Origin of the sequence: Brevibacillus sp. MS2.2, assembly GCF_013284345.1 — a bacterium.
In the GTDB taxonomy this organism is placed as follows: domain Bacteria; phylum Bacillota; class Bacilli; order Brevibacillales; family Brevibacillaceae; genus Brevibacillus; species Brevibacillus brevis_C.
This window is the reverse complement of record NZ_JABSUZ010000017.1, coordinates 47,842-67,362: the sequence shown is the minus strand read 5'-3', so window position 1 is coordinate 67,362 and position 19,521 is coordinate 47,842. Positions and strand designations below refer to the sequence as shown.

General features: G+C 47.6%; 15 protein-coding genes and 2 other annotated features (1 of these 17 only partly in view). Of the genes, 13 read left to right on the top strand and 2 right to left on the bottom strand.

Annotated elements, in window-relative coordinates:
- Positions 1-63, top strand: a binding site (T-box leader); it begins 196 nt to the left of the window's first position.
- 69 nt (positions 64-132) lie between these two features.
- Both ileS and HP568_RS16645 read left to right on the top strand, forming a co-directional pair.
- Positions 133-3,213 carry an isoleucine--tRNA ligase gene (gene ileS, locus HP568_RS16650; protein ID WP_173629672.1) on the top strand — a complete coding sequence of 1,027 codons (3,081 nt, stop codon included), beginning with the start codon at positions 133-135 and terminating at the stop codon, positions 3,211-3,213.
- A 185-nt stretch (positions 3,214-3,398) separates the two neighbouring features.
- Complete coding sequence (locus HP568_RS16645; RefSeq protein WP_048035735.1) at positions 3,399-4,373, top strand: Gfo/Idh/MocA family protein; 975 nt, start codon at positions 3,399-3,401, stop codon at positions 4,371-4,373.
- Positions 4,374-4,452: 79 nt separating this feature from the next.
- Here HP568_RS16645 and HP568_RS16640 read toward each other — a convergent pair whose 3' ends face one another.
- Positions 4,453-5,043 (bottom strand): TetR/AcrR family transcriptional regulator, encoded by a 591-nt coding sequence (locus HP568_RS16640; RefSeq protein WP_048031850.1) that lies wholly within the window; start codon positions 5,041-5,043, stop codon positions 4,453-4,455.
- A gap of 150 nt (positions 5,044-5,193) precedes the next feature.
- On the opposite strand from HP568_RS16640, the gene HP568_RS16635 reads away from it, so the two are divergent.
- Both HP568_RS16635 and trpS read left to right on the top strand, forming a co-directional pair.
- Complete coding sequence (locus HP568_RS16635) at positions 5,194-5,832, top strand: DUF2306 domain-containing protein (protein ID WP_173629671.1); 639 nt, start codon at positions 5,194-5,196, stop codon at positions 5,830-5,832.
- A 126-nt stretch (positions 5,833-5,958) separates the two neighbouring features.
- Positions 5,959-6,213 (top strand) — a binding site (T-box leader).
- A 104-nt stretch (positions 6,214-6,317) separates the two neighbouring features.
- Complete coding sequence (gene trpS, locus HP568_RS16630) at positions 6,318-7,304, top strand: tryptophan--tRNA ligase (RefSeq protein WP_173629670.1); 987 nt, start codon at positions 6,318-6,320, stop codon at positions 7,302-7,304.
- A 166-nt stretch (positions 7,305-7,470) separates the two neighbouring features.
- Here trpS and HP568_RS16625 read toward each other — a convergent pair whose 3' ends face one another.
- Positions 7,471-8,364, bottom strand: a complete 894-nt coding sequence (locus HP568_RS16625) for a LysR family transcriptional regulator (RefSeq protein WP_048031853.1) — start codon at positions 8,362-8,364, stop codon at positions 7,471-7,473.
- Between the two features lie 196 nt (positions 8,365-8,560).
- Between HP568_RS16625 and HP568_RS16620 the strand changes: the two genes are divergently transcribed.
- From HP568_RS16620 to HP568_RS16580, 9 genes are all read left to right on the top strand, one after another.
- Positions 8,561-9,496, top strand: a complete 936-nt coding sequence (locus HP568_RS16620; RefSeq protein WP_173629669.1) for a dipeptidase — start codon at positions 8,561-8,563, stop codon at positions 9,494-9,496.
- A gap of 35 nt (positions 9,497-9,531) precedes the next feature.
- Positions 9,532-10,590: a DmpA family aminopeptidase gene (locus HP568_RS16615; RefSeq protein ID WP_173629668.1), complete on the top strand. Its 1,059-nt coding sequence runs from the start codon at positions 9,532-9,534 to the stop codon at positions 10,588-10,590.
- A gap of 72 nt (positions 10,591-10,662) precedes the next feature.
- On the top strand, positions 10,663-11,472 hold the full coding sequence (locus tag HP568_RS16610) for an alpha/beta fold hydrolase (protein WP_048031856.1): 810 nt from the start codon (positions 10,663-10,665) through the stop codon (positions 11,470-11,472).
- Between the two features lie 94 nt (positions 11,473-11,566).
- Entirely contained in the window at positions 11,567-12,073 is a 507-nt protein-coding gene (locus HP568_RS16605) for a hypothetical protein (RefSeq protein ID WP_254551282.1), read from the top strand.
- A complete protein-coding gene (locus HP568_RS16600) occupies positions 12,070-12,594 on the top strand; it encodes a hypothetical protein (protein ID WP_048031858.1) in 525 nt (174 codons plus the stop codon). The genes HP568_RS16605 and HP568_RS16600 overlap by 4 nt, the downstream gene beginning before the upstream one ends.
- Positions 12,595-13,015: 421 nt before the next feature.
- A complete protein-coding gene (locus tag HP568_RS16595; RefSeq protein WP_048031859.1) occupies positions 13,016-14,113 on the top strand; it encodes an NAD(P)-dependent alcohol dehydrogenase in 1,098 nt (365 codons plus the stop codon).
- A gap of 17 nt (positions 14,114-14,130) precedes the next feature.
- Positions 14,131-15,591, top strand: coding sequence for an aldehyde dehydrogenase family protein (locus tag HP568_RS16590; protein WP_173629667.1), 1,461 nt, complete (start codon positions 14,131-14,133; stop codon positions 15,589-15,591).
- Between the two features lie 531 nt (positions 15,592-16,122).
- Positions 16,123-18,060, top strand: a complete 1,938-nt coding sequence (locus HP568_RS16585; protein ID WP_173629666.1) for a sigma-54-dependent Fis family transcriptional regulator — start codon at positions 16,123-16,125, stop codon at positions 18,058-18,060.
- Positions 18,061-18,149: 89 nt separating this feature from the next.
- Complete coding sequence (locus tag HP568_RS16580; RefSeq protein ID WP_173629665.1) at positions 18,150-19,475, top strand: serine hydrolase domain-containing protein; 1,326 nt, start codon at positions 18,150-18,152, stop codon at positions 19,473-19,475.
- Positions 19,476-19,521: the final 46 nt, after the last annotated feature.

Sequence of the window (19,521 nt, the reverse complement as noted above, 5' to 3'; positions counted from 1 at the left end):
GACATGCTAGCATGAAGATTTCGGAACAAGGGTGGTATCGCGAGATCAAATCTCGTCCCTTAGGGGGCGGGATTTTTTTGCGTTCTACGAACCTACACTTCTACGCAAACTACAGAAGAAGGAGTGTACATGATGAGGAAAGTAGACGTAAAAGAAAAAGCAAGGACACGAGAGTTGCGCGTTCTGGATCAGTGGAGGGAGGACGACACGTTCCGCAAGTCGATGGACAATCGGCTGGGAAAGCCAAACTTCGTCTTTTATGAAGGACCTCCGACTGCAAATGGACAGCCGCATATCGGCCACGTGCTCGGAAGGGTCATCAAGGATTTCATCGGACGTTACAAAACGATGTCCGGCTACCGTGTCGTCCGTAAAGCAGGTTGGGATACGCATGGTCTCCCGGTAGAGCTTGGGGTGGAAAAACGACTTGGCATTTCTGGCAAGCAGGAGATCGAAAACTACGGAGTGGCCAAGTTCATCGAGGAATGCAAAAACAGCGTATTCGAGTACGAAAAACAATGGCGCGAGCTGACGGAAGGGATCGCTTACTGGACAGATATGGAGCATCCATACGTCACCTTGACTAACGACTACATTGAAAGTGTCTGGCACATCCTTTCTGAAATTCATAAGAAAGAACTGCTGTACAAAGGACATCGTGTCAGTCCGTATTGCCCGGATTGCCAGACGACGCTCAGCTCTCATGAAGTGGCGCAAGGCTATGAAGACGTGAAGGATTTGAGTGCGACCGTCAAATTCAAAAGCAAGACAAGCGATGACATCTTCCTGGCGTGGACGACGACACCATGGACACTTCCGGCGAACGTGGCTTTGGTTGTCAACAAAGAACTCGATTACGTGCGGGTGAAGCACAAGGATGAAGTGTACGTCGTAGCAAAAAATCTCGCGGAGAAAGTGTTCAAGGAAGACTACGAGGTTTTGTCCACGCACAAAGGGGCAGAATTCGTCGGTACCCCGTATGAGCCGCCTTTTGGCTATATCAAGGTAAACCATGGGCATATCGTCGTCGATGCGGACTATGTCAGTGATACGAGCGGAACTGGCATCGTGCATACTGCGCCAGCGCACGGGGAGGATGACTATCGCACGACCCGTCAGCATGGTCTTGATTTTGTAAACGTCGTGAATTTGGCTGGCCGCTATACCGAGCAAATCTCAGATTTCGCGGGTCGCTTCGTGAAGGATTGCGACGTCGATATCGTAAAGGAACTGTCTCATCGCGGTCTGCTGTTTTCCAAGGAGCGCTACGAGCACAGTTATCCGTTTTGCTGGCGCTGCAAATCACCACTGCTCTACTACGCGATGGAGAGCTGGTTCATCAAAACGACAGCGATCAAGGATCAGCTAATCGAAAACAACAGCAAGATCGACTGGTATCCAGGCCACTTGCGCGAAGGGCGCTTCGGGAAATTCCTCGAAGAGCTCGTAGATTGGAATATCAGCCGCAATCGGTATTGGGGGACGCCGCTCAATTTATGGCTTTGTCAGGATTGTGGCTCTGAATATGCGCCAGGCAGTGTAAAAGATTTGCGTGAAAAATCTGTGGAGCCAATCGACGAGAATCTGGAGCTGCACAAGCCATTTGTGGATGATGTGAAGCTGCGTTGCTCTTGCGGTGGTACGATGGAGCGGACTCCTGAGGTCATAGATGTGTGGTTCGACAGCGGTTCGATGCCGTTTGCTCAGTACCATCATCCATTCGGCGACGAAAAGGTATTCCAGGAGCAGTACCCTGCGGACATCATTTCGGAAGGAATCGATCAGACGCGGGGCTGGTTCTTCAGTTTATTGGCGGTTTCTACTCTGTATAACGGAAAAGCGCCTTACAAGGCGGTCATCTCTACCGGTCACGTTTTGGATGAACACGGTCAGAAGATGTCCAAAAGCAAAGGAAACGGGATTGATCCGTGGGAGGTTATCGAGGAGTTCGGTGCAGATGCGTTCCGGTGGGCGCTCTTGTCTGACAGTGCGCCGTGGAGTAGCAAGCGTTTCTCCAAGCGGATCGTCGCCGAGGCGAAGTACAAAGTGATCGATACGATCCACAACACGCATGCTTTTTACTCGCTGTACGCCTTGATCGATGCATTCAAGCCAGAAGAGCATCTGCCACAGCCGCCTGTAAACGATTTGGATAGGTGGATATTATCCCGCTTGAACACCACCTTGCAGCACGTGGTAAAAGGACTGGAAACCTACGATTTCATGAATCCGGCGGGGCATATCGAAGCGTTCGTCGACGAGCTGAGCAACTGGTACATCCGTCGTTCGCGGGATCGTTTCTGGAGTAGCGGGATGACGCCTGACAAAGTGTCTGCTTACGAGACGCTGCGCGAAGTGCTACTGACGCTGGCGAAGATGATCGCACCTTACGCACCGCTGATCGCTGAAGATATGTATGGCAATCTGGGGGGAGAAGGCAGTGTTCATTTGACTGACTATCCGGTGGTGAACACAGAAGCAATCGATGAAACCCTTGAGCGGGACATGGAAACGGCCCGACACATCGTGGAGCTGGCACGAAATGTCCGCAACGAAACTGGACTCAAGACCAGACAGCCTCTGTCCGAGCTGATTGTATCGATGGAGCAGCCATTCAACCTGGAACGATTTGCCAGCATTATCCAAGACGAGATCAATGTCAAAAACATTCGGGTGGAGCAAAGCGACAGCAGCTTCGTGACGTATTATTTCAAGCTCAACCTGAAGGTAGCTGGGAAAAAATATGGCAAGCTCGTTGGGCCGATTCAAGGGTATCTAAAAGAATTGAAAGCAGCAGATGCACAGAAGGCAGTAGACAATGGCTACTTGGATGTGGAGGTCGCAGGAGAGAGCGTGCGGCTGACACTAGATGAGCTGCTCGTGGAAAAGCAAGGGAAGCAAGGCTTCGCTTCTGCATCTGGATATCAGCTCCACGTGGCCTTGAATACGACACTCACAGAAGAGCTTGAGCAAGAAGGCTTGGTTCGTGAAGTCATCCGCGTCGTTCAGGACGCGAGGAAAAAGCTGGATTTGCCCATCGATAAACGTGTCCAGCTCACACTGGATGTGGACGATGAGCTACGAGCAGCATTGGAGCGTTTTGATCATGTTTTACGTGAGAGTGTACTCGTTTCGGATGTGGCTTATGCGAAAGCAGCAGATATGGAAACCGTTTCGTTCGGAGACAAAACATTTGGCTTGCACATCGGGTAACAAAGCAGTTGGATAAACAAACAGCTAGAGAACATGGATGATACACCAGTTCTCAGAGTCAAACCAAACGTCTTCATAATCATCCGCAGCTGACAATCTGAGCTTTTCAGAAGGAATGTTCAGATGAATGGAGAAAGGGGTAGAGGCACGAAGACGAACATTCACCAGGAAGAGAGGAAATGCAGATGGACCAAGTGAAATGGAACGTTGGGGTGATTGGCGCAGGAGTCATGGGCGAGCGCATGATGAACGCTATCCGTACCCACGAAAAATTTCGAGTAGCCGCAGTGAGTGATGTATCAGCGGAGAGAGCACAGGAAGCCGCACAAAAGTCCGGTGATGTGCCTTGGTACACAAATTATAAGGAATTATTGAAAAAGGTAGAGCTGGACGTCATCTATTTGGCGGTTCCTCCCAAGTTCCATCATGCGATTGCTCTGGATGTACTGGCACACAAAAAGCATTTGCTCTGCGAAAAGCCGTTGGCTAATTCGTTAACAGAAGCGCAAGAAATGCTGGAGGCAGCAAATGATGCAGGGGTTGTCCATGCGATGAACTTCCCGCTCTACTATCAAGGCGTTTTTCCTGAACTTTCCCGCAGACTCGAAGAAATCGGAGATGTCCGCCGCATCGATATCCTGACGCATTTTCACCAGTGGCCGCGTCCATGGCAGCAAACACCTTGGCTGGCTGGTCGTGAGCAAGGCGGTTTCATTCGTGAAGTGCTGCCTCATTTCACTCACCTGACCTACGAGCTCTTCGGAGACCTGCATGTAGTCCGCTCAGAGGTAGATTATCCAGCAGATCATGACCTATGCGAGACAGGTGTATCGGCCTTCCTTCGTCTGACAGATGGTACTCCGGTTACGATCAATGGCTTAGCCGGTATCGCACATGAGGAGCATTTGGATTATCGCGTGTACGGGTCAAAAGGGACGCTGAGTGTCGTGAACTGGAGCAATCTGTTTGTGGGTGGACACGGTGAAGCGCTCGTTCCGGCTGAAGTTCCACAGCAAGACCGTCTCTCCCTGCTGTTGGATGAGCTGTCCATTGCGATGAATGGTGGAGATGCTAGACTGGTTACGTTTGAGACAGGCGTGAAAGTACAGCAAGTGCTGGAAGCATTGCTTGGACATGAAAAAGTACACTACATCAAATAGAAAGTAGCAGGAAAAGTCCACGAAAAAAGAGCAGGTAGGCAGGGAGATCACATCCTGCGCGCCTGCTCTTTTCTTTTTGCTATGGCTTGTATGTCTGTAAAAGCTGCTCAATTTGCTTGATGGCAAAATGGACATGCTTGTTGTCGCGGGTGAGTCTGCTTGCCATGATGGCTCCTTCAATGGAAGAGAAGATAACCGATGCGACAGCTTCTGCTTCCATTTCGGAACGAAATTCTCCCTGGGCAATTCCTTCTTCCAGCAATCCCTGCATGAACGATATCGTCTCTTGGTAAGCGGCGACAGCATAATCGCGAAGAACAGGGAACGAATGGTCACTTTCGACGGCTGTGTTGAGAAGCGGGCAGCCACCTTGGAGCGGGGGATTGTTTACCGCATCAGAATATACCTTTGCCATGGCTACGAGTTTTGCAGCGGCTGTGTCCTGTTTTTCTAGCGCAGCCGCAAAATGTTCATTCAATACCTCACCCGCATATTTGAAGGCCTCTATAGCGATTTCATCTTTACTGGAAAAACCTCTGTAGAGAGCGCCTTTGGTAAGGCCCGTGGCATCCATGATGTCTTGCATGGAGGTTCCTGTATAGCCGTTTTGATTAAACAGCTCTGCTGACTTCCGGATAATATGCAGCTTTGTTTTTTCGCCTTTTCGCATCGCGATAGTCCTTTCATTCGGCCAAAACGGTCTATATTCGTCCAAGTTATTGTAACATTTCTCTCGTGTACGAAAGAAGGCATTCATGTAAAATCAAAAAGAGACCGAACCGTTCGGTCTCTAAAATCGAACAAAGGGTTGTGTGGCAGGATGAACCGTATCAAACCGTATTCGATTGTCATTTTCGTAGCATGTATAGCGATCACGTATGTACTCGTGCAAAACTTTATCATCGATCCAGAAGCGCAAGGCTTTCTCAGTCACAAATCTGATTACAACAAAGAGCGAATGAACACATCGATCTGGCTTACGGTCATGTATGTCCATTTGTTTTTCGCCTTGATTGCCCTCGTCTGTGGAGTGGCTAATTTTTCGGACAAGCTGCTCGCACAGAACCGCAAGCTACATAAAGTAACAGGCTATGTCTATCTTTTTAGTGTGTTGGTTGTCGTAGTTACATCCGGATATATGGCCCCTTATGTAACGGGCGGAAAAGTGGCAAGTTGGCCCTTCCATTTATTGAACATCATCTGGCCTGCTATCACCATTACGGCGCTTGTCAAAATCAAAAAGCGTCAAGTCATGAAGCATAAGGAATGGATGGTCAGGAGCTTCGTCTTCTTGTTCACTAACATGCTGATTCATCTGGTGAAGCTGATTGTAGAGAAGGTGGTAGGTTTGCCGTATGAGCTCAGCTACACAATCGCTGTATATGTCGCCATGATTGGACTTGTCGTGACCGCAGAAATGATCATTCGTACGAAACTGCGTGCACCCAAAAAAGGATGAGAGAGACGCAGCGCTTCCTTGTTTCAGGGGATGCAGGAGATTGGGTTCAACTGCGTAGGCTTGTTATATTTAATTTGATTTACGAATTGTTTTCAATTATTATATCTAGAATAATAGATGAACGGATCAACGATGTTGATGAAGAGCAAGTACGTATCAGATAATGAGGTTCAGAGAGTCGGTGGTGCTGTGAACCGATCCTCACCTGATACCGAATGGGCTTCTGAATCGCTCCGCTGAACAATGAGTAGGCGCTGCCGGGATTCTCTCCCCGTTACCAAGAGAGGAGTATCGTAATGATGTTCGACATCTTACCGTACTTTAGAGTGAATCGCTTTTTGCGATTAAAAAAGGTGGTACCACGATAACCTCGTCCTTTATTGGGCGGGGTTTTTTGTATTACTTGAAAGGGGTGATGTCCATGGATGATGGTTGGTGGATCTCAAGATTACATGACAGAAACAAAAGTATGAGGAGGATCCTACGTGAAAGAACGTATTTTAACAGGCGATCGGATTACAGGAAAACTTCACCTTGGACATTACGTTGGTAGCTTGAAAAATCGAGTGGAGTTGCAAACCCAATACGAAACTTACTTAATACTAGCAGACGTTCAAGCCCTAACTACTCATTTTGAAAAACCAGAGTTGATTAAACAAAATTTGCGTAATGTGGCATTGGATTATTTGTCAGCAGGTATTCATCCTGATCATGCAACAATATTTATTCAGTCCATGATCCCAGAGATTGCGGAGTTAACCACTTATTTTTCTATGTTTGTTACGGTCAATTCTTTACGTCACAATCCTACAATAAAAGCGGAAGCCACGGAACGCGGGTTTCAAGATATGTATTACGGATTTCTCGGATACCCCGTAAGTCAGGCGGCTGATATTACCTTTTGCAAAGCGATGCTGGTTCCCGTAGGAGAAGACCAGGTTCCTCATATCGAACAAACAAGGAAAATTGTCCGTCGATTTAACCAACTTTATAAACCTGTGTTATTGGAACCCAAGCCACTCGTTGGTGATGTCCCACGACTTGTCGGATTAGACGGAAATAATAAAATGAGCAAAAGTCTTGGCAACGCCATTGATTTGGACTCCACCCAAGAAGAGGTTAGTGAGAAGATAAAGAAAGCGACGACTGATCCTGCGCGAATCCATAAAACGGATGTCGGCCATCCTGAAATTTGTCCAGTCTATGCTTATCATCAAGCATTTCGGAAAGAGGGCTCCGATGAGATTTATGAAAGTTGTAAAAAGGGGCAAATAGGATGTATGGAATGCAAACGAAAAATTTCTCAAAGTATTAACGATTTGCTTGAACCCATGAGGGAACGGAGAAGAGTGTATCAAAACGATCCCAAAAAGGTCGATGAAATTCTTATGTCGGGTACTGAAAAAGCACGCCTTGTAGCAAAAGAAACAATGCAAGAGATACGTGAAGCAATGAGTATGAACTATTTCTAATCGATTGTTTTCTTTATACAGGGAATATCCTGGATTAATAAAAAAGCCGATATTCTCTACTACTGTAATGAATATCGGCTTTTTTCCATCGCATTCACCTCCGGGAGGACCAGCATTTTTGATGGTTTCTGCGCAGGTGTCTTAAAGGGCATCCTTCGTTTTCGCCTTACTGCTGCAAAGCCTTGCTCTGCATCAAAAAGTCGATAAACGTACGCATAATCCCGTGAACAGGTGTATCCTTGAGGTAAATCAGCTCGAAGTTCCGGTTGATTTGCGGCAGATTCAGGACGTCTACTTCCTGCAACTCGCCTTCGCACAAGTCTTTGGAGATGGCAAAGCGAGGCAAAAAGGCGATGCCCAGCCGTTGTTTCACCATACGCTTCACGACCTCGATGTTGTCAGCCTCCATGACGACATTGTTTTGTAGCTGAAAATGGCTGAACGCATTGTTGATCAGCTTCCAGTCGAGCGAACCCCGATTGAACAAGATCAGTCGTTCACGTGCGACTTCTTCAATGGAAACCTGATGGCGGAATCCAAACGGATGATCCGGATAAATCGCTAAGACCATGTCATCCGGCATCAGTTGAATCCGGTTAATCTGTGGATGGGTAACGGCACGAGCAATTCCGAATGACACCTCGTGGTTCAGAACCATATCGAGCACCTGATGGGAATGCCCGGTAAGGATCGTCAGTTTGATTTTAGGGTACAACTGCTGGAATTGCTGGACGAGGTCAGGCAAAATGTAAAAGGCGGAGACAAAAACGGTGGAGATGGTCAATTCTCCCTCTACATCGCCTTGCGATCGCTGAATCGCCTGCTGTCCCTCTTGCAGCATATGCATGATGTTTTTCGCATAAGGAAGGAACAGATCGCCTTCTTTTGTAAGAGAAATCGTATGACCCGTACGCTGAAACAGCTTACAACCCATAGTCGTCTCGAGTGCTTTGATCCGCATGCTGACCGTGGGCTGTGACAGATAGAGTAAATCAGCCGTTTTGCTGAAGCTCCCGGTCAGGGCGACAAAGATGAATGCTTCCATTTGCTCCATGTTCATGAGTAGTGGCTCCGTTGTGTGAATTTTTAAACTTTCCGCAAAAAGGCGGTCGCGCCTCCTCGAATAAGCCTCGATAATGTTTTCTTAAGTGACTTATAGCAATAATTTATTGGATTCGCTCTCCAAAATACATTACCTTAACATTAACAGAATAGGTAGTGTTCTCAAAGGAAATTAGCACAAGGGATGGATACAGATGACCAAGATGCCGATTATCGATTTGCACTGTGATGCACTGCTGAAAATTTGGGAGAAAAATGGGGCTCTGTCCTTTGCGGATGCGGACGAGCTGGACGTCAACAAAAAACGGCTACACGATGGCGGGGTAAAGCTACAGTGCTATGCCATCTGGACATCACCTGAATTGTCCACGGAGCAACGTTTTCAAAAAGCTTTGGATCAAATTCATTACTTTTATTCAGAGGTGCTCGGGAAACATCCAGAAATGAAACAAATCCGTGATTGGAGCGATCTCGACCATTTGCAAGAGGGAGAGATCGGAGCGTTGCTGACGTTGGAAGGTGTTGAGCCAATCGGCAATGATTTGAAGAAGCTGCACATTTTGTATCAGTTAGGGGTTCGCTCTGTGGGCCTCACCTGGAACTTCGCGAATCTCGCTGCGGATGGTGCGCTGGAACCGAGGAATGCCGGACTGACGACTTTTGGTAAAGAAATCATTCAGTTCCACAATGAGCATAAAATGTTGACGGACGTCTCGCATCTAGGGGAGGGTAGCTTCTGGGATACGATTGAGCTCGCTACATACCCGATCGCGAGTCATTCGAATGCACGGACGATCTGCGACCATCCACGCAATCTGAGGGATGAACAGGCAAAAGCGTTATTTGCCAAAGGCGCGAATGTACACGTCGTCTACTGCACTCAGTTTATCAATGAAACGACACCAACCACGATAGATGATCTGATCAAGCATATCGATCATTTTTGTTCACTCGGTGGCGTGCGTCATATCGGGCTCGGCTCAGACTTCGACGGCATTACCGCAAAGGTCGTGGACTTGGAGCATGCGGGTCAGAGCCAAAACCTGATCAACGAGCTGCTCAAGCATTATAAGGAAGAAGAGGTGCGCGGGTTTGCCTATGAGAACTTTCTGCGCAATCGTCCCGTGTAAGCGATCGGCATAGCCTTACGAAAGGAGTGAAATGCATGACGAAAAAAATTCGGCAGCTCGGTGCGACAATCGGGAAGCTGCCGGTCGGTGAGAAAAATGACATTACGGATGTAGCCGGAGTCCGAGTGGGACATGTGACGATCCAGCATGAGCTGGACAACGAGGACTATGCCTGCACCGGTGTAACAGCCATTTTGCCACATAGCGGTAGCTTGTTTCGCGAAAAGGTAACAGCAGCCAGCTATGTGATCAATGGCTTCGGCAAAACGACGGGACTCGTGCAAGTAAATGAGCTAGGGGTATTGGAATCGCCGATCATGCTCACGAATACGTTTTCCGTTCCCGCAGTTACACAAGGGACTCTGCAATACATGCTGGATACGAACGAAGAGATCGGGGACACGACCGGAACGATCAACATTGTGGTGGGCGAATGCAACGATGGTCATCTCAATTCTATTCGCCGCTGTGTCGTGCGTCCGGAAGATGCTAGAGAAGCGATTCTGAACGCAACGGATCAGGCCGTAGAAGAAGGCGCTGTCGGGGCAGGGACGGGAATGATTGCCTTTGGCTATAAAGGTGGTATCGGCTCGTCTTCTCGTATCGTGGTGGCTGAGGAGCAGGTCTATACATTGGGGGCTTTGGTACTCAGCAACTTTGGCAACAAGAATGATTTCTTGGGAGCGAATCTGTTCACAAGCTGCAAAAGTAATGAAAACGCAGTAGAGAAGTCCGAGGATGGCTCCATCATCATCGTACTGGCGACAGATGCGCCGCTCAGTGATCGACAACTGCTTCGGGTAGCAAAGCGCGCAGGAATCGGTTTGGGACGCACGGGGAGCCATTTTGGGCACGGAAGCGGCGACATCGTTATCGCTTTTTCCACAGCGCAAAAAATTCCACATCAGACAACAGTCATTACGGAAACGCGCGTGCAACTACGTGAGGATCACCCGATCATGAACGAACTGTTTGCTGCTGCGGCAGAAGCGACAGAGGAAGCCATCTACCATTCTCTTGCGCAAGCAGTCACGACTATGGGAAGAAAAGGACGCATCGTTCATGCGTATCCGAGTCAGGACATAGGAGAGTAGTAACATAACCCTACAACTGGTGACATACCTTGAGTGTAAAGAGGTGCATGGTGTGAAACAGGAGGTAGGGTTATGTATATTGAAGTCGAAAAGGGTGTCACGGTTTTTGTTGAAGACCTCAATCCTGGCCCGAATAGCAAAACGATTTTTTTCGTTCACGGCTGGCCGCTCAACCATAACATGTTTTCCTACCAATTCAACGTACTTCCCCAGCACGGGTTCCGCTGTGTTGCCATGGACATCCGCGGCAACGGCCAATCAGACAAACCGTGGAGCGGCTATACGTATGATCGCTTAGCAGATGACATCTATGTCGTTTTGGAAGCATTACAGATAAGAGATGCCGTCTTGCTAGGTTTTTCAGTGGGTGGAGCCATTTCGATTCGGTATATGTCTCGTTATGAGGGGCGTCATATTTCGAAATTAGCGTTAGTGGATGCGGTTTCTCCTTCCTTTGTGAAAATGCCGGGTTCTCCATACGGCGTCTCGAAGGAGCAAGCAGAGGGGCTGATTAGTCAAATGTACGCCAATATGCCTGAGTTATTAAACACGGTTTCTTTGCAGTTTTTCAATCGAAATTTAGGGACTGCTACACTCCAGTGGTTTGTCAAAATGGGGCTGGACTCGGCTTCTTATGCGCTCATCAAAATCATGCAAGCAGCATCGAGAGAGAATGTAATCAATGACTTGAGTCAAATCCGTGTGCCAACCGGAATCTTTCATGGGATTCACGATCAATTGATTCCATTCAAAAGCGCCGAGCTCACCCAGCAGCAAATCAAAGGGTCGAAGCTGTTTCCGTTTGATAACAGTGGACACGGCTTGCCGATTTGTCAGGCGGATGATTTTAATAAGAAGCTGATGGAGTTTATTCAATCATAATTCGTAAGGGAACTGACAGCCGATATTTCTGCCTAATGTGCAGGATATCGGCTATTTCTTTTAGAACTTACCAAAATATAGTTTTCAATAGCACATGAAAAATCAACGATTAAGGATGGGGAAATTGAAGAAAAAACTATCGATCTCTATACTATTTATAGCAATATTGGTGGGAGGTTTTTATTTCCTTGTAAAAGGTAATCCGCCATTGGATATTGGTACGCTTGCTTCAAGCAAAGATCGTAAATCTGTTGTTGTGGGAATGGGCAATAAAGGCTTTGGTGAAGTAAAAATAATAGATGTTTCGGTTAATAACAATGAAAAACCATCAAAAACAAAAGTACAGGTTAGTAATGCTTTACAAGGATTCATCATAACTGACGATTATGATAATAAGGAATCAATACCCTATGGATTTCAGAAGATAGAGGATACATCGATGAAAGCTGGCACATCTAAGGGTACTGCTACGAAAAACGATGAAATTTATGGACTTAGTGTTATTCATCATGAAGCGATAAACAGAGTCAATATAAAGTACAGCTATCTGGGAATTACATTTGATGAAATGGTGTTCTTTCAAGCGGAGGTAAATCGATGAGCCAAATGAAAGTTGTACCTGTCGAAGTTCCCTGGATGATCAGCCCCTCACATGATTTCGTCGGTTTTACTGGTTATGAGGAGCGGGAAGTAAGCGTGGAAGTGATGTGTGGATATAATCAAAAGCGCTACGATAAAGTCTTGTCTAGGCTGCAAGAGCAGTATGGGGAGGACATCCCGGACGACGAATACAATAAAGCGGGGAACGCTATCATTAAAATTACTTTCCAGCCGATTTGTCTTTTTACGATGTACGGTAAAATGGAGGGCTACGAGCGATATGATTTCAGCATGCTCGATCAGTACTATAATGGGAGACTGTCTTTTCGTAACGAATGGGACAAAACCGATGTTTGCCCAAACCCAGGATTTTACGAAGTAGTTGAGTCAAAAGTAAAAGAAGCATTTGGCTTTACGTCCCCTAAAGTAAAGCATTGGGTATTATGCGCGCATGACTCATGTATCGATGTGTTGGCCTATTCATTTGAATGGGAAGAGGTTGAATGGGGGAAGGCCAAATAACGGCCTCTCCCAGCTAGAAATACCGAGAAAAAATCAAAAGGCATTGCCCGTTCTTGCAAACAAGAGGGCGATGTCTTTGTTTTTTGTCCTGAATTGAACAATTTGTTCAATGCGAGCCAGACAATTTGTTCAAATCGTTCAAAGACAATCGAACAATGTACACGTAGAAGAAGTACGGATAGAGTCCAGATTTCGTTTATTTTCAGACGAAAATATGTTTGGCATGAAAATTGCTAATAAAATCCTCGGAGAAGAGAAACGATTACGTTACTCTCGACGCACGACACTCGATTGGATTTTTCTTCATTTCCTACAGCAAGGTGTTATTTTCATGTGTTTTTACGAAATCATAAATGAATCTGGTAGGTTAATCTTCGAAAAATGATCGAGTGGTGCGAAGAAATCACCGGAGGGATATTTTATGCAAATGAAAGCTGCTGTTACTCACTCAAAAGGTGAAGAATTTCGTATTCAAACAATTCAACTCGATGAACCTAAGAATGGAGAAGTTCTGATTCGCGTCGTAGCTTCTGGAATTTGCCACACAGATATGATTGCGCGTGATCAAGAATATCCAGTTCCACTCCCAGCCGTTTTGGGCCATGAAGGTGCGGGTGTAGTTGAAAAGGTAGGCGAGGGTGTTACTTATGTAGAGCCTGGCGATCATGTGGTGCTCGGTTTTGCCCATTGCGGAAAATGCCACTATTGCTTGAGCGGACGTCCGTATGTATGTGAAAGATTTTTCGAGCTGAACTTCCTTGGCAATATGGAAGATGGGACAAAAAGACATCACTGCGAAGAGAAAGGATTGTCCAACTTCTTTGGTCAGTCCTCCTTTGGAACGTACACGATTGTAAACGAGCGTAATTTGGTGAAAGTAGACAAAGATGTAGATTTGGCTCTTTTGGGACCGCTTGGCTGCGGTATTCAAACAGGTAGTGGCACGGTCATAAACAGGCTGAAGCCAGAGGCAGGATCAAGCATTGCCGTATTTGGTGCAGGAGCGGTGGGGCTTAGCGCGATCATGGCTGCGAATGCAATTGGCTGCGGTACGATCATTGCGGTCGATGTGCATGATAACCGTCTTGAACTGGCAAAAGAACTGGGTGCGACTCATGTCATTCATGCGCGAAATGTTGATCCGGTAGAAGAGATCAAGAAGATTACCAATGGCGGCGTAAACTATGCAGCAGAAACTGCTGGTAGACCAGGCGTATTGCGTCAAGCTGTCGATGCACTCACGTTCTGCGGAGTCGTAGCGCAAATCGGGGCACCACCACTCGGAACCGATGAGAAAATCGATACGAACGACTTGCTCTTGCTCAACAAAACCATTACTGGCGTAGTAGAAGGGGCTTGCGTACCGCGCATTTTCATTCCGCAGTTGATCAATTTGTACAAGCAAGGGAAATTCCCGATGGACAAGCTGGTAAAATTCTATCGTTTCGATGAAATCAATCAAGCGGTGGCCGATTCTCATAGCGGTAAAACAATCAAAGCAATCATCAAGATGGACTAGCTAGGAGGACACTTCATATGAGCAACATTTTCAATGAGTACACAAAACAATACATTAATGGCGAATGGCGAGAAGGCAAGAGCCAGAATAGCTATACCAACCGCAACCCATACGATCAATCCGAGCTGGTGAGCATCAAGCTGGCTACGGTTCAAGATGTAGAGCAGGCGTACGAATCTGCAAAAGCAGCACAAAAAGAGTGGGCAAAAACGAATGCGTACGTTCGCTCTGGCATCATTCACAAAATCGCAGAAGTGGTAGAAAAAAATCGTGAGCTGCTCGTGAATATTTTAGTCTCCGAGACAGGCAGCACATTTGCAAAAGCAAACGCGGAAGTTGATTTTGTGGTCGGCGATATTAAAGAATACGCGTCTTTGCCATTACGGATGAAAGGTGAAATCCTGCCTTCTTTCATTCCGGGCAAAGAAAACCGCGTCTACCATCTGCCTGTTGGGGTAGTAGGGGTAATCAGCCCGTTTAACTTCCCGCTGTACTTGTCTATCCGCGCTATCATCCCTGCTTTGGCTACTGGTAACGGCGTTGTGGTCAAGCCGGATCTGCAAACGTACATCTCCGGTGGATTGGTCATCGCGAAGCTGCTCGAAGAAGTAGGATTGCCAAAAGGCTTGTTTAACGTAGTCGTTGCAGATATTGCGGAAATCGGCGATGCCATGATTGAAAATCCGATTCCAAAAGTCATTTCCTTCACAGGCTCTTCCGCTGCTGGTCGTCGAATCGGCGAAATCTGCGGCAGAAACCTGAAAAAAGCTTCTCTGGAACTAGGCGGAAACAACGTGATGATCGTCCTGGAGGATGCAGATGTCGAGCAAGCGGCAAGTGCGGCTGTCTTCGGGAAGTTCCTCCACCAAGGACAAGTTTGTATGGCGTTGAACCGCATTATCGTTCATCGCAAAATCTATGATCAATTTATTGACGCTTTCGCTAAAAAAGCTTCCGTCATCCAAGCGGGCAATCCAGCAGACCCGAATACCTTTGTCGGTCCGCTTATTAACGAAAGACAAGTAGATAAAATTCAAGGCTTGGTCGATCAAGCAATCGCGGAAGGTGCGCGTGTTATCAAACGCGGTGAAGTGAAAGGCACACTGATGGAGCCAGTGATTCTGGCAGATGTCACAAATGATATGGCGACAGCTAAGAATGAAGTATTCGGTCCCGTTGCCAATATTTTGCCGGTGGATAGCGAAGAGGAAGCAATCCGCATCGCAAACGAAACTGATTTTGGCTTGAGCGGATCATTGTTTACACGCGATTTGGAGCATGGCGTAGAAGTCGCTCTGCAAATCGAAACAGGTATGATGCATATCAACGATCAAAGCATCAACACCGAGCCAAACGTACCATTTGGCGGAGAAAAATCATCCGGCTTGGGACGCCATGGCAGCGATTGGTCTCTGCATGAATTTACGTCTCCACGCTGGGTATCCGTTCAGAAGGAAGCTCGTCCGTTTCCGTTTTAATCACGAAATGTCAAATCCCCTCGGTTCAAAAGGCCGGAGGGATTTGTTGTTTTTTGTTTGAGTTGCTGTAGTGGGGGAAGAAGCGCATTTCCAGTCTACGCTTCGGCCTACGCCCCGCTGTGGGTTGGACTGTCCCCTTCGGAATAAATGGCGGGAGCGCTTCAAACGTAGAAGCTTCGATGAAGTATTCCATAAGTGAAGCTGAAAACCCCCGCCATTTATTCCTACGCTGGGACGGGCTCCAGAGGCGCTTTGACTGGAAATGCGCTTCTTCTATGCAGCTTTTGTCAAAGTCTTTGTTCGTTTATTCATGAGGGGATGCAATGATCTCGCAAGCTTTGCATCGAAGTATCTTCGTAAGCTTAACCTAAGCAGTAATCTTTTAAGCGAGTACAACCACCGAAGGTAGGGATGACCCCGTAGCAGGTAGCCCAAGAACTTGAGCGTTTTCTTCTTTTTTCTCCCCACCACTATAGCCCGACATAGAGTTATAATAAAAGAAGGAGAGATAACTAGATGGGAGGGTAGGCTATGTACAAAAATCGGATAAAGGCCAGAGATTCGTTTCTCTCAGCCGGACAGGTAAAAGCTGATGTTCCCGTCAGTATTTCTGAATCGTGGAGCAGGAGCCTGTCCTATAAAATCGATCCGAATTTGCGAAAAACGCCTGAAGTACTCAACCAAATGGATGTCCACATGCTACAGGAATCCAGCTTGTTATACCATGTATATCAATCGATTATTCCAAAGATCCAATCTTTCATCCATACAAAATATTCCATGATACTAGCGGATCACAAAGCGAGATTACTCCATGTCAATGCCGACCACCAATTGATGGAGTTGTTAACCAGCTTCAATGCGGTTCCAGGTGGAGTGTGGAGCGAGGAGCTATGCGGAACGACTGCGTTCGGCACCACCCTCGTGGCGGGACAGCCAGTCGTCATCCACGATGCACAACACTTTTGTGAGAGCTGGCAAAACATTTCCTGCGCGGGTGTGCCGATTTTTCATCCGATCACGAAACAGGTGATTGGCGTATTGGATTTGACGAGCTTTGCACAAGATTTTCCTGCCCATGCCTTAGTCTTAACGCAAACGGTCGCGAAAAGCATGGAGATGGAGATTTTCAATCAGCTTCAAATTCATCGACTGTATCTCGAAAATACGTTTTTAGAAAAAGAGTTGTCCATTTCCAATGATTTACTGGTGGCCATTGATTTGGAAGGGCAGATCGTACGGAGCAATGATCCGGCTACAAGCGACCAGCAAGAGTGGTATAACAGATTCGACTGGCAGCACTTCTTCCAAACCTGTCAGGAGCAATCGGACCTTTCCTTGTTATCCACTATCGTTCCGGTTGAGCGGCCTTTGCCTTTTTCGCCTGATCCTGCTGCGGGCAGACTTCAGCTCGTGTTTTACAAAAATCGGTTAATCGGTGCGCTTATTCAAATGCGTCGTCAACCTGCGCGTTCTGCGAAAATCGTTGGAATTGCCGATCGTCCATCCCAAAATCGTGGACTGCCGAGCAAGGGAACTGCGAAAGAAATGGTGGGGGAATCACCTCAGTGGCTTGGATTGCTGCAAAAGTTGGACAAGGTCGCTGGGCGTGATATGTCTGTGCTCTTGATCGGGGAAAGCGGAACGGGAAAAGAAGTGCTATCCCAGTACATTCACGAACATAGCTTGCGAAGACATAAGCCTTTTGTGGCGGTAAACTGTGCAGCCTTTGCCCATGATCTGGTTGCGAGCGAGTTGTTTGGCTATGCACCGGGGACGTTTACGGGCGGCTTGAAGGAAGGAAAAGTGGGGCTGTTTGAAGCTGCGGACGGGGGCACCTTGTTCCTGGATGAAATCGCGGAGCTCCCATTACCCATTCAGGCCATGCTCCTGCGGGTATTGCAGGAGAAGCAGGTGACCCGCATCGGAGAATACAAAGCTCGTCCTTTGGACATTCGGATCGTCGCTGCCAGCAATAAGGATCTGAAAAAAATGGCTGACGCCGGAGAATTCCGTTTGGATCTCTACTTCCGGTTGAATTCGATAGAACTAAAAGTCCCGCCACTGCGCGAGCGAACAGAAGACATCGTCCCAATGGCCGAACGCTTTTTGGGCGCGCATAGGCACGGTTCGTTTGCATACCGCTTGATGCCCGACACAATAGACGCACTACGACTGTACGATTGGCCGGGAAATGTCCGAGAGCTGAAAAATGCGATCGAGCATGCTGTCGTCTTTGCGGAGGATGACCGAATCTTCCCATGGCATATACCGGATATGATCCAGGAGTCAACAGGGACAACGGATGACAGCAAACGGCTTTTGCAGCCCACGCTGCTAGATGATGAACGTACGCAAATCGTGGAAGCATTGAACGACAGCCGCTACAACTACACAAAGGCAGCGAAGCTACTGGGGATTTCCCGGGGCACGCTGTACAATAAAATGAGAAAATATGAGATTACGTAGAAAAGGAGTGTTCCGAAGGCATGTTGAAAGGCTTTTGGAACACTCTTTTTGCTAACTAGAATCTAATAGCCGAAGGCAGGGGAATAGGAATGGACCACGCGAGCGTTTCAGCTTTGGAAGCATTTGTGCAGCAGTTCATGGAGAAGGAAAAGGTGCCGGGGCTCTCTATTGGCATCTCCCGGGATGGTGAGACCATCTATCAAAAAGGCTTTGGTGTGACCGATCTGGGGACGAATCAGCCAGTAACACCCGAGACTATTTTCGGCATTGCTTCGGTTACCAAATCGTTTACGGCTGCAGCCATCATGCAGCTTGTGGCAGAAGGCAAGCTGTCTGTTGACGACTCAATTCGCAGCTATTTGCCTGATTTGCAAGTAAAGGGGGACATACATACTGACAAAATCACGATTCACCATTTGCTCTCCCATACTTCAGGTGTTCCACCGCTGCTGCGCCGTGAAGAACTGACGAGACTGCCCGAGCATATTGCCTATTTGAACGAAGTCCAATTTGCCCCCCTTGGTGTGCCAGGTGAGTATATCAGTTACAGTAACGACATGTTTCTCCTGCTGGGAGCCATTATCGAGCGTGTCACTGGGAAGCGCTACCGTACCTATGTAACAGAACGCCTGCTAGCGCCGCTCGAAATGAATCGTTCGACGTATAACCTGGAAGAAGTCGCTCGCTTTTCCGATGTCTCCGTCCCTTATGTCAAAGGGGAGGAGCAGCAACTAAAAAAAGTGCCGTGGCCCACGCTCGGCAACTATGAAGTGGGGGGAGGCATCCGCTCCTGCGTCGTTGACTTGCTAAAATACGGTCAGCTCTATATTAATGCCGGGCGTTATAAAGAGAAGCAGGTCGCAGATGGAGCCTCGCTTAGAGCCATGTGGCAGCCGGTTCATCGACTGACAAAAGACGCCTGGTATGGCTATGCGCTCAAAACAACCCCCAATTATGCAGAAATAACGCTAGTTGAGCATGGGGGCGGTCAGCCTGGGGTATCGTCGAACTTCGGGTTTGTACCGGAAAAAGGGCTGGTCGTCACCGTTCTTTCCAACCTGGAAAACGTGCCAATTCGCAACGTCTGGCTGGCTGCTGTGAATGCTGCCCTTGGTTTGCCGCTTGTACACAAAGAAGACGAAGCTCCGCTCTATACGCCAACGAGAGAAGAGCTAGAGAAGCTCGTCGGGACGTACACGTCAGGGGAAGGCGGAAGATTGCGACTCTTCCTTCGAGATGATGCTCCTGTTGCAGAGGTAGCTGGTGTTGAGTACGAATTACGGGCCAGCAGCCACGATACGCTGATCGATGTACAAAACGGACAACCTCTGCGCTTCTTTTTCAAAAAGCAGCAGCAAGCATGGGCGGTCCTCATGGGGCTGAGGATGCTTTGTAGGAGTGAAGACAAGTTCTAGACTGACTCCATAAATGAAACAGCGGCGACCCAAGGCATGATCATAA